We start from the raw sequence: 22,213 nt of genomic DNA, 5'->3' as shown, positions 1-22,213 counted from the left end.
AAACGGTTTTGAGCATCTCCATGAAATTTACGCAACACGAGATTAGCATCGAGAATAGTGAATTGATTTCCATTGACCAGCAAGGGATGGAGATCAAGTTCATGCACTTCTGGACACTCGATCACCATCTGTGAAATGCGCACTAAAAACTCCGATAGCCCTTCAATATCAATAGGCACAGGAAGTTTTTGCAGCCGAATTTTGCCACTGCGAATGGCACGTACAATCAGATAACGAGCCAAGGTTGTATTGAGTGGTGGTAGAGCTGCGGCGGCATCAAGCGACTCATCCCATTCTGATCCCCTTGACCCAATAAAATAACAGGGCCAAAAGTCGCATCTGTTTTTACTTTGATCCTGAGCTCTTCGCCTCCTGCCAACTTAGCCATGCCTTGAACTAACAAACCATGAATATTGGCAGACGGGTAAGAGAGCTGGGTTCGATCGAGAATTGCTTGCGCCGCATTTGCCACTTCAATTCTATTGCGTAAATTCAGCATAACGCCTTGCACATCCGACTTATGGACGATATCAGGAGAACGTAATTTCACAGCAACAGGGTAGCCAATCATCTCCGCGATATGAACAGCCTCCGTACTATCAGAAGCAATCCATGTTGGTAACACATTAAAATTAAAACATTTCAATAAGGTGCCAATTTGGTGCGTATCTAAATTGAGGCATTCATATTCCCCCAAATGTTCCTCTATCCACAATTTTGCCGTTTCCATTTCGGAAGCGTGCACAACTTCAGAGGTAGTTGGCGTTTCCATTAGGTGTTTTTGGTTTCGCCGGTACTCAACAAGGTGCATGAATGCGGTAACCGCACTTTCTGGGGTGCGATATGTTGGGATTCCTGCCTGATTAAAAATGCTGCGTGCAGGTTTAGCCGAGAGCTCACCAGACCAATTCGTAAGGATGTTAAAGCGTTTAGTCCTCGGATGTTTTTGAATAGCCTCAACTAATGCATGTGCTGTCTGTTCTGAGTGAGCAATCGCAGAGGGACTATGCATGATTAAAATGGCATCAATATTTTCGCTTTCCAGCAGAATATTAAGTGTAGCGACATAACGCTGGTGATCCGCATCGCCGACGATATCGATCGGATTACTGTGTGACCAACTTTGTGGAAGTGTTTGGTTCAGTTTTTCGTAAATGAAATCTTCGAGTTGAGCCAATTTTCCGCCGCGCTCCAATAGAGCATCGACAGCCATAATCGCAGGCCCACCTCCATTAGTAATGATCGCGAGTCGCTCTCCTCGTAATGGAACAGAGTGAGTTAAGGTTTCAACGGCAGCAAACAGTTCGTGGGTGTTATTTACCCTTAACATACCTGTACGACGAATGGCGGAGTCGTAAATAATGTCGAGCGTATCATCGCCCCCAGTGTGCATTTGCGCGGCTTTTCTTCCCGCCTTAGTACGTCCACCTTTTAGCACTAAAATTCTGCGGTTGCGTGATGCCGCTCGGGCTGCAGACATAAAGCGCCGCGCATCACGGATCGTATCTACATAAAGTAAAATCGCATCGGTATGTTTATCGGTACTCAATGTATCCAATAAGTCAGCAAAATCGACGTCACTTGCATTACCTAAAGAGATAAAAGCTGAAAAACCTATCCCTTTGTCATTGGCCCAATCCAGAATGGTGGTACACACTGCCGCCGATTGTGAAATAAAAGCAATGTTACCTTTAAGTGCTGAAACGGGTGAAAATGAACCATTAAACTGAATCCACGGTAACATTAAACCTAAACTGTTAGGTCCAAGAATACGCATTCCTACAGACTTAGCCACTGCCATACATTGTGCTTGGTACTCTTCGCCTTGTGCATCCAATGAATACATGTCGGAAGACAAAACGATAACCTGTTTAACCCCTTTATTGGCTAATTGCTTAAACAGAACGACATTACGCGAAGCATGCGTACAAAGAATGGCGATATCAGGGACAATAGGTAGGTCAGAGATCGTTTTATAAGCTAACACACCACAAACTGAAGGGTAGTAAGGGGTAACGGGCATAATGGCACCATCAAATCCACCTTGCAGTAAGTTTTTCATGACGATATTGCCAGCTCGAAAAGGCCTAATAGAAGCGCCGATGACCGCAACGGATTTGGGTTTAAGCAGTTGATTCAAGTGATTCATACGCTGCTAGCCTTATTGATTGTCTGTTTATATGGTAACCAATTCTTGTGAGCTCTGTTGGTCAGGAATAGACCTCTGTGATCGAGTTTACAGTTCCCTTTAACTAGTTTGTGCCATAAATCACAGGATAGATGCATATATTGGCGCTGTATGCTTGATTCTCTCGGTTGCAATGTGCATGATTTAAAGCACTTTGTACCTAAGGCATGACTAAAGCTATGAAAAAAATCGCAGTTATTGGGCTATCGGCACTTCTTGCAGCTTGCGCATCTGGTGATTACACCACGGACGTCAAGACAGAAAGCCATCGCGAAGAGTTCGCTGTGGCAGCGGTTGAACAACCGATCATTTCAGAAAACGGGGCAGCAGAAGGCATTTCTGAACAGAATGTTGAACAAAACGTCATTAAGATGACCCCAACAGATAACGAGAAGAAAGTGGTGAAAATGAGTCCTCAGGCCAAACCTGCAGTCTCGATCACACCGCCAACGGCAAAACAAGTTGCTATGAATCCTCGTTATGGTTTCACCATTCAGGTCGTTGCCGTTGGTGCACAAAGCAAAGTCGATCAATTTGCCTCTAAACTTCCTAAAAATGGTCAACCTATTTGGGAAAATTACAAAATGGTCAATGGTACAAAATGGTACACCGTGCTTTATGGTGATTACGCCACTCGTCAAGAAGCAATGGAGGCTATTACCATGCTACCGAGTGAACTTCGCGGGATGAAGCCATTTGTCAAAAGCATCGATTCCATTAAAAATTCTGAGTTTCCAACACTCAACAAGTTAAACTAACCTTTTCTTTAAGGGGCCTCTAGCCCCTTTTTTGTTTGTTCTATGACCAGTTGAATACGGTTTTCGTGATAAACGATAACATTGACTGTAAGTTCATTTCGAATGGACTATCATAGCCATCAATTACTACTTCGGTGTCACGGAAAGATCAATGACTAAGACGACAATCCTACTTTTGTGTGGTGGTGGCTCTTCTGAGCACGAAATCTCACTGGTATCAGCTAACTACATCCAACAACAACTCCAACTGACACCTGAATTCAAGGTGATCCGTGTCGAGATGAAAAAAGAAGGGTGGGTTTCCGAGCAAGGTGAGCTAGTTTATCTCGATACCAACAGCGCAACGTTAAATGGTGAAAGTTTCTCTTCCCCGATTGATTTCGTGGTTCCTTGTATTCATGGCTTCCCCGGAGAAACGGGAGACATCCAATCCATGCTTGAACTTGCGGGTATTCCATATTTAGGTTGTGGTCCTGAAGCCAGTGCAAATAGTTTTAATAAAATCACATCAAAACTGTGGTATGACGCGTTAGACATTCCAAATACTCCGTATCTGTTTTTAACCCAAAATACGTCTGATTCGATCAAAAAAGCTCAACAAGCTTTCAAAGAGTGGGGCAGTATTTTTGTTAAAGCTGCTCGTCAAGGTTCTTCCGTTGGATGTTATAAAGTGACAGCAGAAGAACAAATTGCCCCAGCGATAGAAGCTGCATTCGGTTTTTCAGAACAAGTTTTAGTTGAAAAAGCAGTAAAACCAAGAGAGCTTGAAGTCGCTGCCTATGAGATGAATGGTCAGCTGCATATTTCAAAACCTGGTGAAATCATCGCACCAGAAGATGCATTCTACTCATATGAAGAAAAATACAGTGAAAGCAGTCATTCTCGTACTGTAATTGAAGCGGATAACTTAACCAATGAACAGCATGAACTAATTCAACAATGCGCAGAGCGTGTTTTCATTCATATGAAATTACGCCATCTATCGCGTATTGATTTCTTCCTAACGCAAGACAATCATATCTATCTCAATGAAGTAAACACATTCCCTGGTATGACTCCGATTTCAATGTTTCCCAAAATGTTAGAACACAATGGCCATCGGTTTAGTGCATTTTTAGCAGAATGCGTTACGAGCACATTGGTAGCCAAGGCTAAATAATCACCGATCCAATATGACATCGTCACCAATAATCGCCTTTCAACTATAAGTAGAGGAAGGCGATTATCACCTGATAAGTGCCGTAACAAGCATGAGATAACTCTCTGTAAGCTAACGAATTAGCGACAATAAACTTGATTACCTGAGATATAGAATTATTATTTAGGTAACGTCAACAAAAAAGCAGAGTGTATATGGCTGTTGCAATTTATCGAGGTTTTAATCTTCAGTCTGCGGATAATTCGGCTGAAGTGTGGCAAGTAAGGATCAAAAACCGAGTACTAACTGGCAATTTAGCTGCAGTAAAGAAAAGTATTGACTGGTTTTGTGATACCGCATCGATCATAGATCCTAAAGAGTTTGAGTCTATCGGCCAGAAGCGCGAAGTTTCAGCAGGTGCTCAAGAGCAATTCAATGGTTTTACCATCAAGAATGATACAGGTGAAGCTAACGAGTGGTATTGCTTTTTCAATGGCCGTTTAATCAAAGGTTCTAAAATTGCCATTCAAAAACATATCGAAGCTTATATTGTTGCTCGACAAAAAGCGATGCAACAACAAGCACAACATAAAAGATAGAAAGTGAATTATGACACTGGTTTATTCAACAGAAGTTGGGCGAATTAAGCCTGAAGAAATAAAAATTGAACGTCCGAAAGGCGACGGCATAGTGCGTCTTTTACGCGAAACTAAGGGACGCAAAGGTAAAGGTGTAACACTCATTAAAGGCTTAGATGTCGATGATACTGAACTAAAACTATTAGCGGCTGAGTTGAAGAAAAAATGTGGGTGTGGCGGCGCAGTGAAAGACGGTGATATCGAGATTCAAGGTGACGTGCGAGAACAGCTCAAAACGTTAATTGAAGCTAAAGGGTTCAAAGTTAAACTAGCGGGGGTTAACCCGCTTTTTTATGTCTGAAATTCACGACTAAGAATACTTAGCTAGCAATTGCGCTCTAATAATCATACTTAGCATAGAAGATGATAAATATGATTATTAGGTATTTTATGGTAAATAGGTTTATGTTTAATGTGAGTAATCTTGGTGGGGAAATCTGTCTGTGTTCTTCTGTTTTCAATATTTAATTTAACATAATATACCTAATACGCACTAAGGTATTTTAGTTTTGGGGTGGTTGAAGCATTTATGGCAGTTGAGAACGATTATTGCGGGTTTAGTTTAAGGCTTGGGACTCTGCTCTTTCAGCAAGTGTGCTTTGAGTAATGGCTGCATCTCGATAAAGGACAATACGCTTTGCAAGTGCTCGATTTGAGATTGCTTGTAACGCCTCGTTTTCTCAACATGATGTGGTGTGTGATGGAGCCAGTGCTTGCGGATGATACTAACGGCTACCACTCAACATAATGACGTGCCACATAATGCGCACCAAGTGTGGGCTACAACAATGCATTTTTGTGACACCGCAACATTACTGGAATTTTATGCTACTCCAAAAAAGCCAAGACTCCCATCATGTAACTTAATTACAAAACAGTATCGACACATGATTGAGCTTAAATTTCATCAGGATAAAAGACTGCTACAATGCATTGTTTTTAAATGAATATTTTCCGTATGCACTTCTTTATCAGTAGGCTTATGGAAAGCGGTGGTTTAGGGATGACAATAAAAATCCGCCTTCTTAGAAGGCGGTTTTAATATAAGCCCCCTAAAAGGGGGCCACGACGCTGTTAGTCTCTCAATAACTCTAACTGCTGCTCTTGCTCAAGCTCTTTTTTGTCTTGATGCCGTACATACCGTCTAATGATTTCTTCATTTACACCTACCGTATCCACAAAATAGCCTCGCGCCCAAAAATGATTTCCCCATAACTTTTTCCTGATATGTGGAAACTTGTTGAATAGCCTAATTGCACTCCTACCCTTTAAAACTCCCATCAACGTCGAAATCGATACTTTGGGCGGAATTATCGCAACTAAGTGGACATGTTCTGGCTGAACATTGAGTTCCAAAACTTCACAATCTTTCATATTACAAAGAATGTAGATCGAACGATTTAGCTCTTTGGCTACATTACCTTTTAAGATCTTAAAACGAAATTTTGGTGTCCAAACAATATGATATTTGCAACGCCAATAGACGTGTGATGAACTTCTGTAGTCGCCCATGTTATTTGAATCCTCTTACTTATGGTGAATAAGAGTTTGTCTTCTAACATGGGCGCATTTTCGGGCAAAAGCCCCTAGGGACATTCACCACCGCTAAAAGCGGTGGTTTAGGGATGACAATGAAAAAAGGCACTCATAGAGTGCCTTAGTCTTGCTTTGCTTTTTCCTGTCGGATTTTTTGAGCAATAATTTTTATTGCTTCTGCTGTACTGACGCCTTCCGTCATTAGCTTTTGAATTTGTTCAACTGCAGCTTGTTGCTCTGCATGAGTTAAGGTAGGTAGATCATCAAACATAAAAAAGGCTCCTTAAAAAGGAGCCATACTATAAAGAGATGCTTAGTAACTCGCAAGAAAGTTCACATAAGCTCCCATAGCATTTTCATTGGTATAACTAGCACCGACATCCAATTGGAATAGGTTTAGTGGCGACAAACCAATACCAGCTGTCACTGTTCCTTCCGTATTATCGTAAGCGAGGTTTTTGTTATACCCTGCCCTCAATTTTAGTTGGCGCATAATATCGATTTCTCCCCCGACTCGGATCATTTGAGTATTGTCCTTGAAGTCTTTATAACGCTCTTCTTCATTGAGATCGTAATCGACACTCAAGGTAAAATAATCAGCAACGATACCAGCGCCTAGAGTGTATTGAGGCTTCATGTCGTAAGTATATGAGATGGGGTTTCCGGACACAGCGGATGTAATGGTATTTGTTTTTATTTCACGCGAGATTAAGTTGGTTGCAGAAAAACCTATACGTACAGGTCCATAAAACCACAGAGCCCCTGCATCCATATTGAAAATCGTTTCACCTGTACCATTGTCTCGAAGATCTTTGATATCGTAACTATTTAAACTAGCTTCATAAACATAGGTATAAACGCGTTGTAACTTTGGTGTTACGCCAAAAGCAATATGTTGACCGAGGAAGGTTTGATATTTTGCTAAAGTAATACCTAATTCGGTAACACCAACAGAGACGGCATTTACAGAGCTTTTCTTTGCCCGATCTAGCTGACATGAAAAATCTGATTCCGTACATACAGTGTTATCAATAATCGGTGAAACAAAAGATTCAGTGTAGGCTTTACCAAAAACGTTGGCTGAAATAAATTGGTTAGGAATAGCAAAGGCTACTACACCGCCAAGTTCAGCATTCAACACATCGCCTTGCATTGCGGTTAGGCTTTTATTAAGTTCACCAAGATTACTTTCAGAGCCTCGCTTAATGATTTCGGAGACTGTATCTAAATCGGTAATCAGATCATTAGGATCGTTATAAGACAAGCCTATGCTTGGTAAAATCATCCCCACATCGTCGTTACGACGATAGATAGCTACCAGAGCTGGGTTGTAAAAAGGGCCTGTAAGAAAGTTTCCCGAAACTACCCCTACGCCCCCCATTGCATCACCACGTGCTTCAACGGCATAGTTTGCACTGAAAACTAATGGCGATATTAAAACCAATGAAAAACCAACAGAAAGAGAGAATTTTGTCATAGTGATTAAGCCTGTCATCCTTTTTCTTTTATAGCGGCATATTGTCCAATATCTTCAACTATTCCTCTACATTAACATCGTAGGTTTTACTAATAACCTGCGATTGCTCAATAGTCAGTGGTCCTTGCCAACGTTGATGCATCATAGACACTGTGACAATGTAACGATCTGAAGGTAGCGATACATTCTCTAAATTGGTGGGATAATCAGATTCGTAACTTTCACTCCAAATCTGTTTATAGTTGCCATCCACATGGTCGAACACAGAAATAGATAATTTAGGCAATGGGCAATACGGGTTAAGCAACTGATTTTTCTGAATTTGCCACTCATCTTTTGATGTCCAACGCACAACTTGTTTAGCAATGGTGTCACCAAAAACAACCCAAGAGCTCCACGATTCTTGATCTGCTGCTGTAACATCAATCCGGTATAGTCCTGCACCAAGAGGGCTAGTTAAGTTGTAACGTTGAGCGTAGCTATAAATCCCAGACGATGTGACATTGTCACTACGATTGGTAAAAGAGCTGTCGGTTGAAACCACTTTATCAACCCACTTGGTTAAGCGAATATCAACAATTGGTACCTTGCTCTTGGTATCGATGGCGACTTGATAAGCATCCCGCCCTGGGCTTTGTACATCGACTCGTCTAATCGTTACAGATTGAATCCAATCAGGAAATGGCTTGTTATCAAGGCTTTTTCCACAGTCCACCGTTAAAGATTGAATCAGTAGATCATTCAAATGGTTTTTCAGGTTTTTATTTTTCTCAAGCTGCCACACTTCAACTAATGAGCTGAACATATTTTCCAGATCGTTATTCAATAAGTGTTGGTGCGCTTGAGTTAAGGGCGTGTTTTTTTCAAACCATCCCGTCGCATCAGCCAATGCAGGTGTACTTAATAGTACACCTAACAATAAGAACGTATTGGTTCCTGATATAGCCATGATTACGCTTTCATTTTGTAGCCAACACCACGTAATGTTTCAATTTCTAAGCCAGGTAATTTTTGGCGAAGCTGTAATACGTGAGTATCTACCGTTCGGGTAGTCGGGAAATGGTTGTAACCCCAGACATGGTCAAGTAGCTCATCACGAGTAAAAACTCGGCCTAAATTACTGGCTAAAAATAGCAAGAGATCAAACTCTGTACGCGTAAGCGTGATTGATTCACCGTTGAAGAAAACTTCACGAGTCGCTTTATCAATCGTTAAGTTAGCCGTGACTACTTTAGAATCATCTTGCCCATTGTCAGGTGAACGAAGCTGCGCACGAATACGGGCAAATAATTCAGCCTCTGCAAATGGCTTGGTTAAGTAATCATTTGCGCCAGCATCAAGCCCTGTTACTTTATCTTTAACGGTAACTAAAGCGGTGAGTAAAATGACAGGGATGTCTTTAAGTTTTTTCCAATCCATTAGATGTTGAACGGAATCACCATCAGGCAATTGACGATCAAGAATGACGAGATCAGCCTTGTCCCAATGCTGTTTCACATCGGCAATGGTTTCTGCATGTAAACAGTCATAACCGGCTTGCTCTAAACTGACCAATAGGCCATCGGCGAGGTTCTTATCATCTTCAACGAGAAGCAGTGTCTGTTTCACAAGGTATCTCCAAAATAAAAGTAGTTGGGGGACCTTCAAGCGACATTTTGCCGCCCATACGCCCCACCATCGATTCAACAATGGTCAAACCAAGGCCTAGTCCGCTTTTACTTACAAACGGTTTACGCAAATGTCGCCAATCACGATGTGTTAGCGAACCTTGGTCCGTCACTTTAAAGGTGACTGAGTTAGTTTGAGTGATCACTTCGAGAGTGACGGGTGCAACGCCGTATTTGACAGCATTACGCAATAAATTATCCACGCAGGTTCCTAACCAATACACATTCAGTTTGGCTGCGACATCTTGGTTCAGTTTTAAAGCGACATTGCCACTGAATTCTTCTTCAACTTTATATTGTAGCCACTCTTCAACTGAAGGAACCCAGTCAGAAGCTAAGGGTTTACTATCAGACTGTAAATAATCTTTACTGGCTTCGGCCAATTGGCGTAAACGTCTTGAGTCTTCACATAGACGACGAAACTCATCGTACAAAGATTCTGGCAAATGCTCAAACTCACGGCGAAATCCCTCAACAGTGAGTGACAGACTCGCGATCGGAGTACGTAATTCATGGGTCAAGATTTGCAAAATCAACATTCGGCTGCGCATTTCTTGACGCTTGGAATTCCAACGATAACCAGACCAACCCAGCACAAGGAGAATATTCGCGATGACCAGAATGATCATGCTCGTGCGCAAAAGATCAGAATGATCTTCCACATTCCAACAGATGTTCCCTCGTTGGATGAAGCACGTATTGTCAGTGGAGAATAAGCTATAGCTCAGCCCTGCCTTATTCGCATTGGTTAGCCAAACTTCTTCATTAAAAAGGTAGTAGATATCCCCTTTTCGCAACCACAATTCGCTACCAGAACCAAACATCGATGCACCTGCAATCAAGGCATTGATCGAGTCTTCGCTCATGTTCTGCAAATGGTAGAGCAATGAACCTTCGGGTGCATTGGGGCGCTCTTGTATGTGCATATAGGGTAGCAAGTTGGCAAATTGTGCTGGGTATTTCTCAGCATAACGAAAAGCGTAAGTACCTCCCCCCGGATGAATCAAACCGCTGCGAGCAAACCAACGAGGAGAAAGACTAGAACCTTTACACAGTGAACGGGTAAAAACCAATGGTTCCGTGATCAGCGGACTTAGTGGGAGTTTGCCTGTACAACCTTGTGATAGCTTATAAAGCAGTTGGATATCTTTAAGTGGATATTCCGATGTCTGCGGTAACATGCTGTCAGGCGTCAGTAAACGTGTTGGAAAATCGGTTTGAATTGAACGAATATCATAAGACGTCGTCGCTGAATTGTAGTCAAAGAGCGATACGAACAAATCGATGCGCTCAGGGAGCGAATCGGCATAAACGATGTTCGGCAATATGGCAAAGCACAAGCTTGCCAATGTTAAATTCAGCGCTTTGATCAAAGGATTACTTGGTTTCACTAGCATGCAAAAACTATAACGCATTATCCGGTAAAGAGATATTCAAGTGTTATATTGATGTCAATAATGGTAATGGCCAAAATAAAAATCCGCCTTCTTAGAAGGCGGTTTTAATATAAGCCCCCTAAAAGGGGGCCACGACGCTGTTAGTCTCTCAATAACTCTAACTGCTGCTCTTGCTCAAGCTCTTTTTTGTCTTGATGCCGTACATACCGTCTAATGATTTCTTCATTTACACCTACCGTATCCACAAAATAGCCTCGCGCCCAAAAATGATTTCCCCATAACTTTTTCCTGATATGTGGAAACTTGTTGAATAGCCTAATTGCACTCCTACCCTTTAAAACTCCCATCAACGTCGAAATCGATACTTTGGGCGGAATTATCGCAACTAAGTGGACATGTTCTGGCTGAACATTGAGTTCCAAAACTTCACAATCTTTCATATTACAAAGAATGTAGATCGAACGATTTAGCTCTTTGGCTACATTACCTTTTAAGATCTTAAAACGAAATTTTGGTGTCCAAACAATATGATATTTGCAACGCCAATAGACGTGTGATGAACTTCTGTAGTCGCCCATGTTATTTGAATCCTCTTACTTATGGTGAATAAGAGTTTGTCTTCTAACATGGGCGCATTTTCGGGCAAAAGCCCCTAGGGACATTCACCACCGCTAAAAGCGGTGGTTTAGGGATGACAACAAAGAAGCCAGCGTGATGCTGGCCTCTTCTTTTAATGGTGCTGATTTTAAAGTGCTTTAGCGATTGCGTCGACACTCTCTTTTGCATCACCAAACAGCATCATAGTGTTCTCTTTAAAGAACAATGGGTTTTGGACCCCCGCATAACCCGTATTCATTGAGCGTTTGAAAACGATAACATTTTTCGCATGCCACACTTCAAGCACTGGCATACCCGCGATTGGGCTGTTTGGATCTTCCAGTGCGGCAGGGTTTACCGTGTCATTGGCGCCGATGACTAGCACTGTATCGGTATCAGAGAAATCGTCATTGATTTCATCCATTTCCAATACGATGTCATAAGGCACTTTGGCTTCCGCTAACAACACATTCATATGGCCAGGTAAGCGTCCAGCAACAGGATGGATGCCAAAGCGAACCGTAACACCTTGTGCGCGCAGCTTTTCGGTAATTTCATACACGGGATATTGTGCTTGAGCCACCGCCATGCCATATCCTGGAGTAATGATCACAGACTTCGAATTTTTAAGCATTTCTGCGACTTCTTCAGCACTGGTTTCACGATGTTCACCTTGTTCTTCATCGCTGCTGATCACCACTTCTTGACCGAAACCACCTGCAATAACACTGATAAATGAGCGGTTCATTGCTTTACACATGATGTAAGAAAGAATCGCACCTGATGAACCCACTAATGCACCAGTCACAATCAATAGATCGTTAGCCAACATGAAACCGGCTGCTGCTGCTGCCCAACCAGAATAGGAGTTAAGCATCGAAACGACCACTGGCATATCAGCACCACCAATAGAAGCTACAAGATGATAACCAAAAGCAAAGGCAATCAGCGTCATCATAATCAACGCAAACAGGCTACCATCGACATTCACAAAGTGGATGAGTAATAGACCTGAAATAACAAGTGCTGCCAAGTTTAGCTTATGTTTGTGTGGAAGATTTAATGGCGTCGATTTAATGATGCCGCGTAGCTTGCCGAAAGCAACTATCGATCCTGTGAAAGTGACAGCACCGATAAAAATGCCTAAAAACACTTCAACTAAGTGGATGACATGCTCTGCGTGCGTTGCCGCCTCAGGAGCATCAATATAGCTGTTGAAACCTACCAATACGGCAGCCATACCCACAAAACTGTGCAGTATAGCGACCAACTCTGGCATTTCGGTCATTTCAACTTTCTTTGCATAGTGGATACCAATACCACCACCAATCACCATCGCCAATAATACCCAAGCCACGCCTTGTGCACTTGGACTAAAAATGGTTGCCAGTAAAGCAATAGCCATACCGGCTATACCATAATAGTTCCCCATACGAGCTGACTCTTGTTTCGATAAACCCGCCAAACTCATGATGAAAAACACAGCAGCAACAATGTACGCTGCTTGTACCAATCCTGCAGACATTGCGTACTCCTTTAGTGTTTACGGAACATTTCAAGCATACGTTTAGTGACAGTAAAGCCACCAAAAATGTTAATGCTTGCAATCAAAATAGCGATACAGGCAAGGAAAGTAACAATGCCACTCCCCTGTCCAATTTGCAGTAAGGCTCCCACCACAATAATCCCAGAGATCGCGTTAGTAACAGACATCAAAGGCGTATGCAGTGCATGGGTCACATTCCATACCACGTAGTAACCCACCACACAGGCAAGCACAAAAACTGTGAAGTGACCGAGGAAAGCCGCGGGCGCAACAGAAGCAACCCAAGCGAATACTCCAACACCAATGGCAAGACCTGCGAGTTTTTTGACTGGAGAAGTTGGCTCTTGCTCTTTTTTCTGCACTTTGGCAGGTTGAGCTTTCACTTTTTGTTGTGGCTGCGCTGAAACTTGAATCGGCGGAGCCGGCCAAGTCACTTCACCCTCTTTAATAACGGTCACACCGCGCAATACCACATCTTCGAAGTTAATATCGATGTTGCCATCTTTTTCTTTACTCAACAGTTTGAGTAAATTCACTAAGTTAGTGGCATACAATTGTGAAGATTGCGTCGGAAGTCGGCCAACCATATCGGTATAACCAATCACTTTCACACCATTTGCAGTGGTGATGACTTGGTCTTTGACTGTGTATTCACAGTTACCGCCGTTTGCAGCCGCCAGATCCACAATTACACTACCCGCTTTCATACTGTCTACCATTTCTTTGGTGATCAGTTTCGGCGCTGGTTTGCCAGGGATCAAAGCCGTCGTAATAATGATATCGACATCTTTCGCTTGTGCAGCATAAAGCTCAGCCGCTTTACGATTAAATTCGTCCGACATCTCTTTTGCGTAGCCATCACCGGACCCTGCCGTTTCTTGAAAATTCACTTCCAGAAACTCAGCGCCCATAGATTGAACCTGCTCTTTCACTTCGGGACGAACGTCAAAAGCACGCACAATTGCGCCCAAGCTTCCTGCAGCACCAATCGCGGCCAAACCTGCAACGCCAGCACCAGCAACAAAAACTTTCGCTGGCGGCACCTTGCCTGCAGCAGTAATTTGGCCTGTGAAAAATCGGCCAAATTCATGGGCGGCTTCAACAACCGCACGATAACCGGCGATGTTGGCCATGGAAGAGAGCGCATCCAAAGCTTGTGCGCGAGAGATACGAGGAACCGCATCCATAGCGAGAACGTTGATCTTTTTGCTTGCCAGTTTTTCCATCAAAGCTGGATTTTGTGCTGGCCATATAAAGCTGATTAACGTTGTTCCTTCTTGGAGAAGAACAATTTCTTCCTCCAATGGTGCATTGACTTTGAGGATAAGTGGGCAAGCCCAAGTCTCTTCGCTTGAGACTATTTTAGCGCCTGCTGCGGTATAAGCTGCATCATCGAAGCTGGCAAGCACACCAGCTTTAGATTCGATACAAACCTCAAACCCTAATTTTATTAGCTGTTCAACCGAAGACGGTGAGGCAGCCACCCGCGTTTCTCCTGCGAGTCGTTCTCTTGGTACACCAATTTGCATAGCGGTTCCTTGACTATTGGCACAATGATTAACTGTTTTTATCGGACGATGACATGAACTGCAAGTTGTTTGTAATTCAATTACGAAGCTTGGTTACTTTTAATGTCAGGTAGAGGCTGATTGTGTGAAGTCTGTTAGATAATTACAACGGTTTTCATACAAAGCAGAGGTCGAACCAGTGATGGTAAGGTTCCATAAAAACAGTGAGTTACATGATGTCAGTATTTGAAAAGTCACTTAGCATAGCCTCATGAGCATGAGGCATTCATGATTTCTATCAATATCTAGGTTGGTTACGAAAAAATCTGCCCAGACATTTGATCAATAAAGAGCTGAGCTTTTTTAAGCATAAGCTCTTCCGCATCGGTTTTGTTTGACAGCAAATCTGACCGAATAAAGCGGTGGGTTTTCAGTTCTCCATTGATTTCTTGAGTGATTCGACCAGCTATACGAAACTGGCCGTTTTCCGCTATGGGCTCTCGATAAATCATGAATCCTTTGTACTCGAATGGTTGAACCTCAGGTAATTCTTGCGGTTTGGCTTTCCCAAAAAGGCGTGAAAATAATCCCACGTTGTCATATTCCTTATTCTTATTGATTGTGCTGAACTTTATTAACGATTGGCGTTTCAAACCACTCTAATTCGGCATCGTCATCGAAGCGAGCATGAGTAAAAATCACCGGTACGTCGTAATCTCGATTCTGACGCCGATCATTAACTATCATGGATTCAGCGGCTTGAACAGCGATCAATGCATGATCTTTAAGGATTACCAGTTTGGTTTCAGGCAGTGCAGAGAGAAAATCAATATCGTGACGAATGTAGATGGGTCTTAATTGACATAACGCCAAACAAGCTAAGTCAGCTAATTGATCCTGACCGTAAACATCTGAATACTCTGGTAGCCCAAGAACTTGACCGACTAACGTTTCCATATAGTTGTGAACATCTTCACTCAATTGCATTTTTATCTCTCCGATATGACAGCCAAAAGCCTGCGCGCTCGAAATCTAGCATAGCTCTTACCGCTAGTTTTTGCGGTACTGAGATTACTGTAGACGAATTTACAGTGGTTTATCTTTAATCAAGCGCACGCTTGTCACAATAAACTTACGCTATTAGCACTGTTTTCATCACTGAAGTTTAGTAAAAAGCTTGGAAAATCATGAAATCAAAGTATGCTTGGTAACAGTTTTTTAATCGTAGAATTATCATTAATTCAATGTAGAACCTCAGGAATTCATGTCTTCTAGCTTTGTTACTTCACCTTGGTTCCGTTTCGGTTTCCCTCTATTGCTATTGGCCGCAATCTGGTTAGGCATGGATAATGTGGTGTTGGTAATAAAGTCGAATCTTGGTATGGCACTGAATCTGCCATATATCCTTTTCACCGTCTCATTAATCGTCGCGCATATTTTTAAGCAAAGTCGGATTGCTATGGTGGCGATGACTATGCTGCTGGCTTATGTGTTGATTCAAGTTCGTTTACAAATCCCTCTCACAGAAAGTTCAACCATGCTTGAGCTGATTATGCTGAGCCTATTGCTGCCCGTCGCCTGCTTCTTGCCTTATGCCTATAAAAACTCAGGCTTATTTAGTCGCTCATTTTTCAGCTATCTCGCGGTTCTGCTCTTGTTTGCTTTTTGGGCCTGGTTAACTCAATTGCATATTGGTGAGACCGAACATTCAAGCCTTACTGAAAACATTTTTTTTGTCGTCCCACAAATTTCCCGATTACCACTGATTGTTGTCGCTTACCTAGTCGCTTTAGTTGGCATTGCAGCAATATCAGTTTTAACTCGTAACCAAATCCTCGATGTAGTTGTATACAGCGCTATTCTACTGGCGATGAATGCTTTCGTGTTGTTCCACATTGCTTACATTTCCACAACCATGTTTTCTCTGTCTGGCTTGATGATATTAATTTACCTAATTTCAGCGGGTCATGAAATGGCGTTCAACGATCCATTGACCCAAATTCCTGGTCGACAAGCCTTGGATCAGGATCTCAAACATATTGGTAGAAAATTCACCGTTGCGATGCTGGATGTTGACCATTTTAAAAAGTTTAATGATACCTATGGTCATGATACCGGTGATGATGTTTTAAAGCTTGTGGCAACTCGCTTACGCCAGATTGGAGGTAAAGCCCGGGTTTACCGTTACGGTGGGGAAGAGTTTTCGATTATCTACAAAGGCAAGGTAGCAAACGAGGTTCTTACCTTTATCGAGGACTTACGCCAAGATATTGAATCTTATGAATTAGTTATCCGAAACACCACAAAGCGCCCTAAAAATGATGACGAAGGTGCTAAGAAGCGGTCACGAAAATCAAATAGTGACATCGTAACAATTACCATTAGCATTGGTGTCTGTGATTCCAGTCTGCACCGAAATCCCCATGAAGCATTAAAAGCCGCTGATAGTGCACTCTACAACGCCAAACAAGCCGGCCGAAATTGCGTTAAATTGGCCAGTTAGTCTTGGTTAAAGAACAGAACAATACTGCCCCTTTGAAGGCACTACCATAGTTAAACGTTAATCCTAAACCAATATTATCAACCAGCTTCATTGCAAAGGGAGGAGTCATTAGCCACCCCAGACTTACTTCATAATAGTTTGGTGTTCCAAGGGGTTCTTGCGGTGTACTTCCCAAATCAACTCGTTTAATGCTGCCATAGATAGATTGCACCGAACGTCCGAGCTGCGTGAAATCATAAACACCAGTTAACGTATTCGCGACATACCACCCTTCCGGGTTGCCAATATCGCCATTGTTGGCTTTCCCCCAACCATACCCACCAAAATAGTGCCACGCAGAAGACGCTTTCCAATGTCCCCAGCTTTTCTCTTCCTCATATTGAATCTTTAGATTGGCTTCCATCAGATTTGCCCACGCATAAGTGTTCAGCAATATCCCATCGAAAGGTGAAAAAAGCGCTTTAAACTGTGGATTGTTGTAAGTCACACTATTTTGGTAGTAAAGCAAATGAGTGCCAACGGCGGGAGTAAGGGTCCAATTTTCAGTTAAGCGGTACTGGTAGCGATAAAACATCGCTCCCCCTAAAACCGATTGGCGATAACGCTCCGTGTCTCCCGAGCTTAGATTGGAAAGACTTATTTGATCGTCGGTCACCGAAGCGGAAAGTCGGAAGAATAGTTGATGTTGGTGATACGCATCTTCGTCACTTAATGAAAGCGTGATCGGCAAAGTACTCGATTTGTATTTCTTACGGTTTTCAATCGATTCAGCAGTACCCAAGTTATCATTATCAGTTTTAAACCAATCGTTAGGATCAAAATTGTTAAACCCTGCAGTAAATACGTCACTATCCGATAAAACGACGCTTGACGAAAATGCTTGCTCAAGCTGATCTTGAATAAAATCATAGCTTTCAGCTGCAGCTGGAACTGACATAGCAAGAAAACATCCACAGCTCAATCGTAATGACAACTTCATCAATTTTGATACCTACCTCACGTACTGATTGCAGATAATAGTCGACTTAATACTCTTAAGGTACTGTTCTGGTGGAATTATTCTATTGAGGCCTGTAATCCAGCGCCATCACTGCGAGGATCGGTGGCTACGTCGACCTCTCCCGTAGGATGTAAAACAATTGCCCCAGCGTGTCCCATCATTTCATTCTTTTCTGACACAGAATGAATGGCATGTCCCCTCGAAGACAAAATAGGTTTCAGCTCATCGGCTAATAAGCTTTCCATTCGTAGTTGAGTCGAGCTATCTCCCCATGTTCTTCCTAGTAACCACCGTGGTTTAGCAATCGACTCCTGAAGAGTCTGGTTTTGATATAGATAACGGCTCATTAAACAGGCTTGTGTCTGGGGCTGCCCGTCGCCACCCATTGTACCGTAAACCATTCTGCGGCCATCATTGAGCTGTGCATAGGCCGGATTAAGTGTATGGAATGGTTTCTTATTCGGCGCAAGACAATTCAGATTGTTAGGATCTAATGAAAAACTTTGGCTACGAATGTTCCAAAGAATCCCGCTAGAAGGCAGTAATACACCACAACCAAACTCCCAATAAATACTCTGAATAAAACTGACCATCGTACCGTACTTATCTACAGCCCCCATCCATACCGTATCACCTGTTTGAGTTTCTTTTGGCCAATGCGTTGCTTGATGTAACTGAATTTTTTGTGTCAGGGCATCGATTTCAGAGCAAGCGAGATACTCTTGTAAAGCCGTTGGTAACCCTTTTTGATCGGTTATCGCATGATTGCGCACATCGAAGGCAATCTTCGTTGCTTCAACCAGAATATGTACATGATCGGCTACCGATGTCGCTCGATGCACTAGGCGGTCATACATACCCAAAATAAGTAGTGAAGCTAACCCTTGAGTTGGTGCTCCAAGGTTATATAGTTGACCATGTGATATTTGGCAGGTTAAGGGGGTACCAATCTGTGCACGATGCTGGGAAAAATCGGTGAGTTTAAGTGGACTTCCTGCAGTATTTAGCTCTTGCGCGATTTGTTTCGCTAGATCACCACGATAGAAACTCTCAAGGCCATCTTTCACTAAATGCGAAAGTGTTGCCGCCAATGATCTTTGCGTGACAATGTCACCTACAGTCAGAGGCTGTCGATTGGGCTTTAAATAGACATTGGCAAAATCATCTAATTCAGCCAACCTTGCCAACGTTTTTTGGCTTGCAGCAGCAAGACTCGGAGTCACTCTAATCCCCTCATCTGCGGCTAAAATTGCCGGACGAAGAAGATCACCAAGGCTGATCCCAGAAGAGGATTGTTCTAACGCCATCTGCCAACCCGACAATGTACCCGCCATAGTGAGAGCGGCAGCCCCACCTTGTTGTGGTAAACCATTTACAAGATTGTAATCACTCGGTGACAGGCTATGGGCAGAAGCACCACAAGCATCAATGGAGAATGGCGGCTTATTTTTAGGGGCAATCAGCCAAAAACCATCACCACCAATACTGTTCATATGTGGATATTGCACTGCAATCATTGCGGCAGCTGCAACCATAGCTTCACAGGCGGTACCGCCTTGACGGAGAATCTTTAAACCGACATCACTGGCTTTAAAATGTGGGGCAGTAAAAGCGACATTTGCCATTGTTCACCTCGTAAAAATGTTTACGAGAACACGTTAAATGTTTTGCATTAACTGGGCTATTGTACGTTGGTAGAACAGAGGGATATAACGCTAGGACTTGGAGCGGGCAGCGGGAATCGAACCCGCATCATCAGCTTGGAAGGCTGAGGTAATAGCCATTATACGATGCCCGCGCACCGAAGAGACGCTGCTAATATGCCACACTCACACGAAAAGAAAACCTCTTTTTAATCATTTGCATGCTGTTTGATTACGATGTGAGCAAACAGTCGAAAATAGAGTATTAATCCAGCAAAATTAGACTAACTCACGGAACACCACTTGGTTCTTCCCTTTATGCTTTCCTTCGTACATCAAACTATCTGCTGCATGGAGAGTAAATGGATTTTCAGGTGATGGATAAAATGCACAACCGATGCTCACGGTTAAAGAAACAAACTCAGTGGTAGAGACCACCAACTTTTTCTCCGCAATCCGTTGGCGAATTCGTTCAGCCAATTGAAGTGATTCCGCCGCACTTTTTGCACGAATCAAAATGGCAAACTCCTCTCCTCCGATTCTGGCAAATTGCATTTCAGAGGGAAGGATTTCACGCACACAGGCCGCCACAAGGCAAATCGCTTTATCACCAATACCGTGGCCGTAGGAATCATTGATCGTCTTAAAATCATCAATATCAAACACCATCAACGTTAAGCTTCCTGACTCTTGTTGTGTTTTACGTAATTGACTAAAAAAGAAGTGGCGGTTGTGAATCCCAGTTAAACTGTCTGTTTGCGCTAAATGGGTAAGTTTTTGATTTGCATCTTCTAACTGTTGAGTTCGTAAACGAACAGTTCGGCGTAGTTGAATCGTGTAAAATAGAGCCGCTATAACGATGCTTGCAGCGAGAGCTGGGATCAAATAACGGGGATAGACGGTTTCAATATGAACCCAACGACTCAAAATGCGGTTTTTCTCTTCTGTTGTCAGTTTATTGAAGCCTTGATTGATTTCTTTAAGTAACTTTTCATTGCCTTTTTGTACCGCTGGACGCAATAGCTCTGAATATAGAAATTGTGCGGGCGTAAACTCTTTCGCTCCTTTCTCAATCACAATATAAAAATTGGCCACTTGTGAGTCTGCAATAAAGGCATCCAGTTCTCCTCTTTGCACCGCTTGCATCATAAGATCATTGTCGAGGTATTCAATCAAGGTGAGCTCAGGAAAGCGCCGTTGAGCAAATTCCTGTTCAAATCCACCTTTTACCACCCCCACCGAAACATCCAGCTGGCCAGCAAGTAATTCACTGAGTTTCTCACCCAATAAGCTTTGATGTACAAACAGGTCAGTATCCAATTCCAGCAACGGCATTCCAAAATCTAAATACTGTAAACGGACAGGTGAACGGACTAATCCGGCATGGATATCCGCTTGCCCTGATTTCACGGCCTGTAATGATTCCCCCCAGTCCATCAGTTTAAACTCAATATTGACCTTATTCGCTTGACCATACGCGAGCCAATAGTCGATCAAAATTCCTGACGGTTTTCCTTGATCGTCAAGGTATGAATACGGCTTCCACGCTTTGGAGTTCGTGATGATAAGCGTCTGCCTTTCATCCGCCATGCCAGCCGAAGACGCGATGAGGCTGCACAGCACAATGAGAAAAAATCGATGTGAAAAGCGATGCTTCATTCGCATAATATCCTTGATAAGCCTCATTAATTTACAATATGAGGGACGCGTATTTCATGAATGCAGGTACTAGGAAGTATGGCGGTGAGTGGGGTTGAATACAAACCGAATAGATCATTTGATTGAAAAGATATTTACTACTTAGGAATTACCCACTCACTACCGTTTATGCTCGTGGGTAATACTGATCTTATTCGCGCGATCACGCCAATAGGCTTGAGATGGGCGAGTTAAGTATTGTTTGCTTGGATATAAGCGTTCAGCTCTTGATTACTCACTACGGTAAGCAGTTCGTCATCAAGGTAGAAAGCGACATCATTTTGCCCTTTCTCTCCACGTAAGACTTTGCGTGAACCATCAACGTAAGTCACTTCCATTTGCAGAGTTTCTTCATCGAGCTGTTGCATTGTCGCCTTTTCAATGGGGAGTACATTGGTTTGTAAAGGTGCTTCCGTCAGTGAGCGATCTAGCTGACCATTAACTTTAATAATGGCATTTGCCGGCATATCGACCACAGCTGGCGATTTTCCTGAAATCGGGTTTTTACCTGTCCAAAATTCAATCGAGTTGAAAATAAACAAATCAGCCGTACTGGTTAAACCATACACTGGTGAAAGTAGTAAGAACAAGCCTTCTCGTGCATAGCGGTTGTCGACAACTTCTAAGTTGAACTTATTCACTAAGCCTGTTGCAGCCATTTGCCCCATACAACCCGTTAATGAGGTTACACCTAGGCTGGCAACCAATGTCATTTTTAATACTTGCGGTTTCATACTATCTCTATACATATGGAAAGGGCGGCGATAATAGAGATTTTTTAGGGTTTAGGAAGAGGTTAAAAATCAAATTAACCCTATTTTTACCAAGCTCTTTGAGTACGCGAAAACCGATATCGCACAGTGATAGTTTGGCACAACACAGTAACATTCATACTGCTAATGGGTGACCACAATCAATA

Annotated in this window: 19 protein-coding genes, 1 tRNA gene and 3 pseudogenes; 5 read left to right on the top strand and 18 right to left on the bottom strand. The window is 42.8% G+C overall.

Annotated elements, in window-relative coordinates; all coding sequences use genetic code 11:
- Nucleotides 1-92: 92 nt before the first annotated feature.
- Nucleotides 93-2,062 (bottom strand): annotated as a pseudogene (locus tag EPB59_RS14210) (acetate--CoA ligase family protein); the annotation flags it as partial.
- Nucleotides 2,063-2,367: 305 nt separating this feature from the next.
- Here EPB59_RS14210 and EPB59_RS14205 point away from each other — a divergent pair.
- From EPB59_RS14205 to yciH, 4 genes are all read left to right on the top strand, one after another.
- Nucleotides 2,368-2,946: an SPOR domain-containing protein gene (locus EPB59_RS14205; RefSeq protein ID WP_000717547.1), complete on the top strand. Its 579-nt coding sequence runs from the start codon at nucleotides 2,368-2,370 to the stop codon at nucleotides 2,944-2,946.
- 151 nt (nucleotides 2,947-3,097) lie between these two features.
- Complete coding sequence (locus EPB59_RS14200; RefSeq protein ID WP_154173399.1) at nucleotides 3,098-4,105, top strand: D-alanine--D-alanine ligase; 1,008 nt, start codon at nucleotides 3,098-3,100, stop codon at nucleotides 4,103-4,105.
- A gap of 194 nt (nucleotides 4,106-4,299) precedes the next feature.
- Entirely contained in the window at nucleotides 4,300-4,683 is a 384-nt protein-coding gene (locus tag EPB59_RS14195) for a DUF3319 domain-containing protein (protein WP_154173397.1), read from the top strand.
- Nucleotides 4,684-4,693: 10 nt separating this feature from the next.
- Nucleotides 4,694-5,023, top strand: a complete 330-nt coding sequence (gene yciH / locus EPB59_RS14190; protein ID WP_154173395.1) for a stress response translation initiation inhibitor YciH — start codon at nucleotides 4,694-4,696, stop codon at nucleotides 5,021-5,023.
- 256 nt (nucleotides 5,024-5,279) lie between these two features.
- Here yciH and EPB59_RS18925 read toward each other — a convergent pair.
- The 12 genes and pseudogenes from EPB59_RS18925 to EPB59_RS14130 form a co-directional block, all read right to left on the bottom strand.
- Nucleotides 5,280-5,383: pseudogene (locus tag EPB59_RS18925) on the bottom strand (DNA polymerase III subunit alpha); the annotation flags it as partial.
- 413 nt (nucleotides 5,384-5,796) lie between these two features.
- Nucleotides 5,797-6,234 (bottom strand): IS200/IS605-like element IS1004 family transposase, encoded by a 438-nt coding sequence (gene tnpA / locus EPB59_RS14185; RefSeq protein ID WP_142740806.1) that lies wholly within the window; start codon nucleotides 6,232-6,234, stop codon nucleotides 5,797-5,799.
- A 145-nt stretch (nucleotides 6,235-6,379) separates the two neighbouring features.
- Nucleotides 6,380-6,529, bottom strand: a complete 150-nt coding sequence (locus EPB59_RS14175; RefSeq protein ID WP_154173391.1) for a YoaH family protein — start codon at nucleotides 6,527-6,529, stop codon at nucleotides 6,380-6,382.
- 42 nt (nucleotides 6,530-6,571) lie between these two features.
- Nucleotides 6,572-7,735, bottom strand: a complete 1,164-nt coding sequence (locus EPB59_RS14170; protein ID WP_154174234.1) for a conjugal transfer protein TraF — start codon at nucleotides 7,733-7,735, stop codon at nucleotides 6,572-6,574.
- Nucleotides 7,736-7,793: 58 nt separating this feature from the next.
- Nucleotides 7,794-8,684 (bottom strand): DUF2861 family protein, encoded by an 891-nt coding sequence (locus EPB59_RS14165; RefSeq protein ID WP_154173389.1) that lies wholly within the window; start codon nucleotides 8,682-8,684, stop codon nucleotides 7,794-7,796.
- Between the two features lie 2 nt (nucleotides 8,685-8,686).
- Nucleotides 8,687-9,343 carry a response regulator transcription factor VxrB gene (vxrB, locus tag EPB59_RS14160; RefSeq protein ID WP_000815042.1) on the bottom strand — a complete coding sequence of 219 codons (657 nt, stop codon included), beginning with the start codon at nucleotides 9,341-9,343 and terminating at the stop codon, nucleotides 8,687-8,689.
- The gene (gene vxrA / locus EPB59_RS14155; RefSeq protein WP_241666248.1) at nucleotides 9,318-10,799 is read right to left on the bottom strand and encodes a sensor histidine kinase VxrA; all 1,482 of its coding nucleotides are present in this window, start codon (nucleotides 10,797-10,799) and stop codon (nucleotides 9,318-9,320) included. Before vxrA ends, vxrB begins: the two co-directional genes overlap by 26 nt.
- Nucleotides 10,800-10,939: 140 nt before the next feature.
- On the bottom strand, nucleotides 10,940-11,377 hold the full coding sequence (gene tnpA, locus EPB59_RS14150) for an IS200/IS605-like element IS1004 family transposase (protein WP_142740806.1): 438 nt from the start codon (nucleotides 11,375-11,377) through the stop codon (nucleotides 10,940-10,942).
- Between the two features lie 167 nt (nucleotides 11,378-11,544).
- A complete protein-coding gene (gene pntB, locus EPB59_RS14145; protein ID WP_154173385.1) occupies nucleotides 11,545-12,921 on the bottom strand; it encodes a Re/Si-specific NAD(P)(+) transhydrogenase subunit beta in 1,377 nt (458 codons plus the stop codon).
- An 11-nt stretch (nucleotides 12,922-12,932) separates the two neighbouring features.
- Nucleotides 12,933-14,471, bottom strand: a complete 1,539-nt coding sequence (pntA, locus tag EPB59_RS14140) for a Re/Si-specific NAD(P)(+) transhydrogenase subunit alpha (RefSeq protein WP_154173383.1) — start codon at nucleotides 14,469-14,471, stop codon at nucleotides 12,933-12,935.
- Nucleotides 14,472-14,764: 293 nt separating this feature from the next.
- A complete protein-coding gene (locus EPB59_RS14135) occupies nucleotides 14,765-15,043 on the bottom strand; it encodes an HlyU family transcriptional regulator (protein WP_154173381.1) in 279 nt (92 codons plus the stop codon).
- 19 nt (nucleotides 15,044-15,062) lie between these two features.
- Nucleotides 15,063-15,437 (bottom strand): late competence development ComFB family protein, encoded by a 375-nt coding sequence (locus EPB59_RS14130; protein ID WP_154173379.1) that lies wholly within the window; start codon nucleotides 15,435-15,437, stop codon nucleotides 15,063-15,065.
- Nucleotides 15,438-15,714: 277 nt separating this feature from the next.
- Between EPB59_RS14130 and EPB59_RS14125 the strand changes: the two genes are divergently transcribed.
- On the top strand, nucleotides 15,715-16,953 hold the full coding sequence (locus EPB59_RS14125) for a GGDEF domain-containing protein (protein ID WP_154173377.1): 1,239 nt from the start codon (nucleotides 15,715-15,717) through the stop codon (nucleotides 16,951-16,953).
- Here EPB59_RS14125 and EPB59_RS14120 read toward each other — a convergent pair.
- The 5 genes and pseudogenes from EPB59_RS14120 to EPB59_RS14100 all read right to left on the bottom strand — a co-directional run bounded on the left by EPB59_RS14120 (nucleotide 16,950) and on the right by EPB59_RS14100 (nucleotide 22,028).
- Nucleotides 16,950-17,890 (bottom strand): annotated as a pseudogene (locus tag EPB59_RS14120) (Solitary outer membrane autotransporter beta-barrel domain). The gene EPB59_RS14125 and the pseudogene EPB59_RS14120 sit on opposite strands and share 4 nt — an antisense overlap.
- 119 nt (nucleotides 17,891-18,009) lie before the next feature.
- Nucleotides 18,010-19,578 carry a gamma-glutamyltransferase family protein gene (locus EPB59_RS14115; RefSeq protein WP_154173375.1) on the bottom strand — a complete coding sequence of 523 codons (1,569 nt, stop codon included), beginning with the start codon at nucleotides 19,576-19,578 and terminating at the stop codon, nucleotides 18,010-18,012.
- A 98-nt stretch (nucleotides 19,579-19,676) separates the two neighbouring features.
- Nucleotides 19,677-19,751, bottom strand: a tRNA-Gly gene (locus EPB59_RS14110).
- A 124-nt stretch (nucleotides 19,752-19,875) separates the two neighbouring features.
- Nucleotides 19,876-21,255, bottom strand: a complete 1,380-nt coding sequence (locus EPB59_RS14105) for a transporter substrate-binding domain-containing diguanylate cyclase (protein WP_055049847.1) — start codon at nucleotides 21,253-21,255, stop codon at nucleotides 19,876-19,878.
- A gap of 230 nt (nucleotides 21,256-21,485) precedes the next feature.
- The gene (locus tag EPB59_RS14100; RefSeq protein ID WP_055049846.1) at nucleotides 21,486-22,028 is read right to left on the bottom strand and encodes a DUF3332 domain-containing protein; all 543 of its coding nucleotides are present in this window, start codon (nucleotides 22,026-22,028) and stop codon (nucleotides 21,486-21,488) included.
- Nucleotides 22,029-22,213 lie beyond the last annotated feature (185 nt).

The sequence above is a fragment of the Vibrio metoecus genome (genome assembly GCF_009665255.1).
GTDB classification, from domain to species: Bacteria; Pseudomonadota; Gammaproteobacteria; order Enterobacterales; family Vibrionaceae; genus Vibrio; species Vibrio metoecus_B.
Note: the sequence above shows the minus strand (reverse complement) of the source record. Positions and strands in the feature narration are given on the sequence as shown.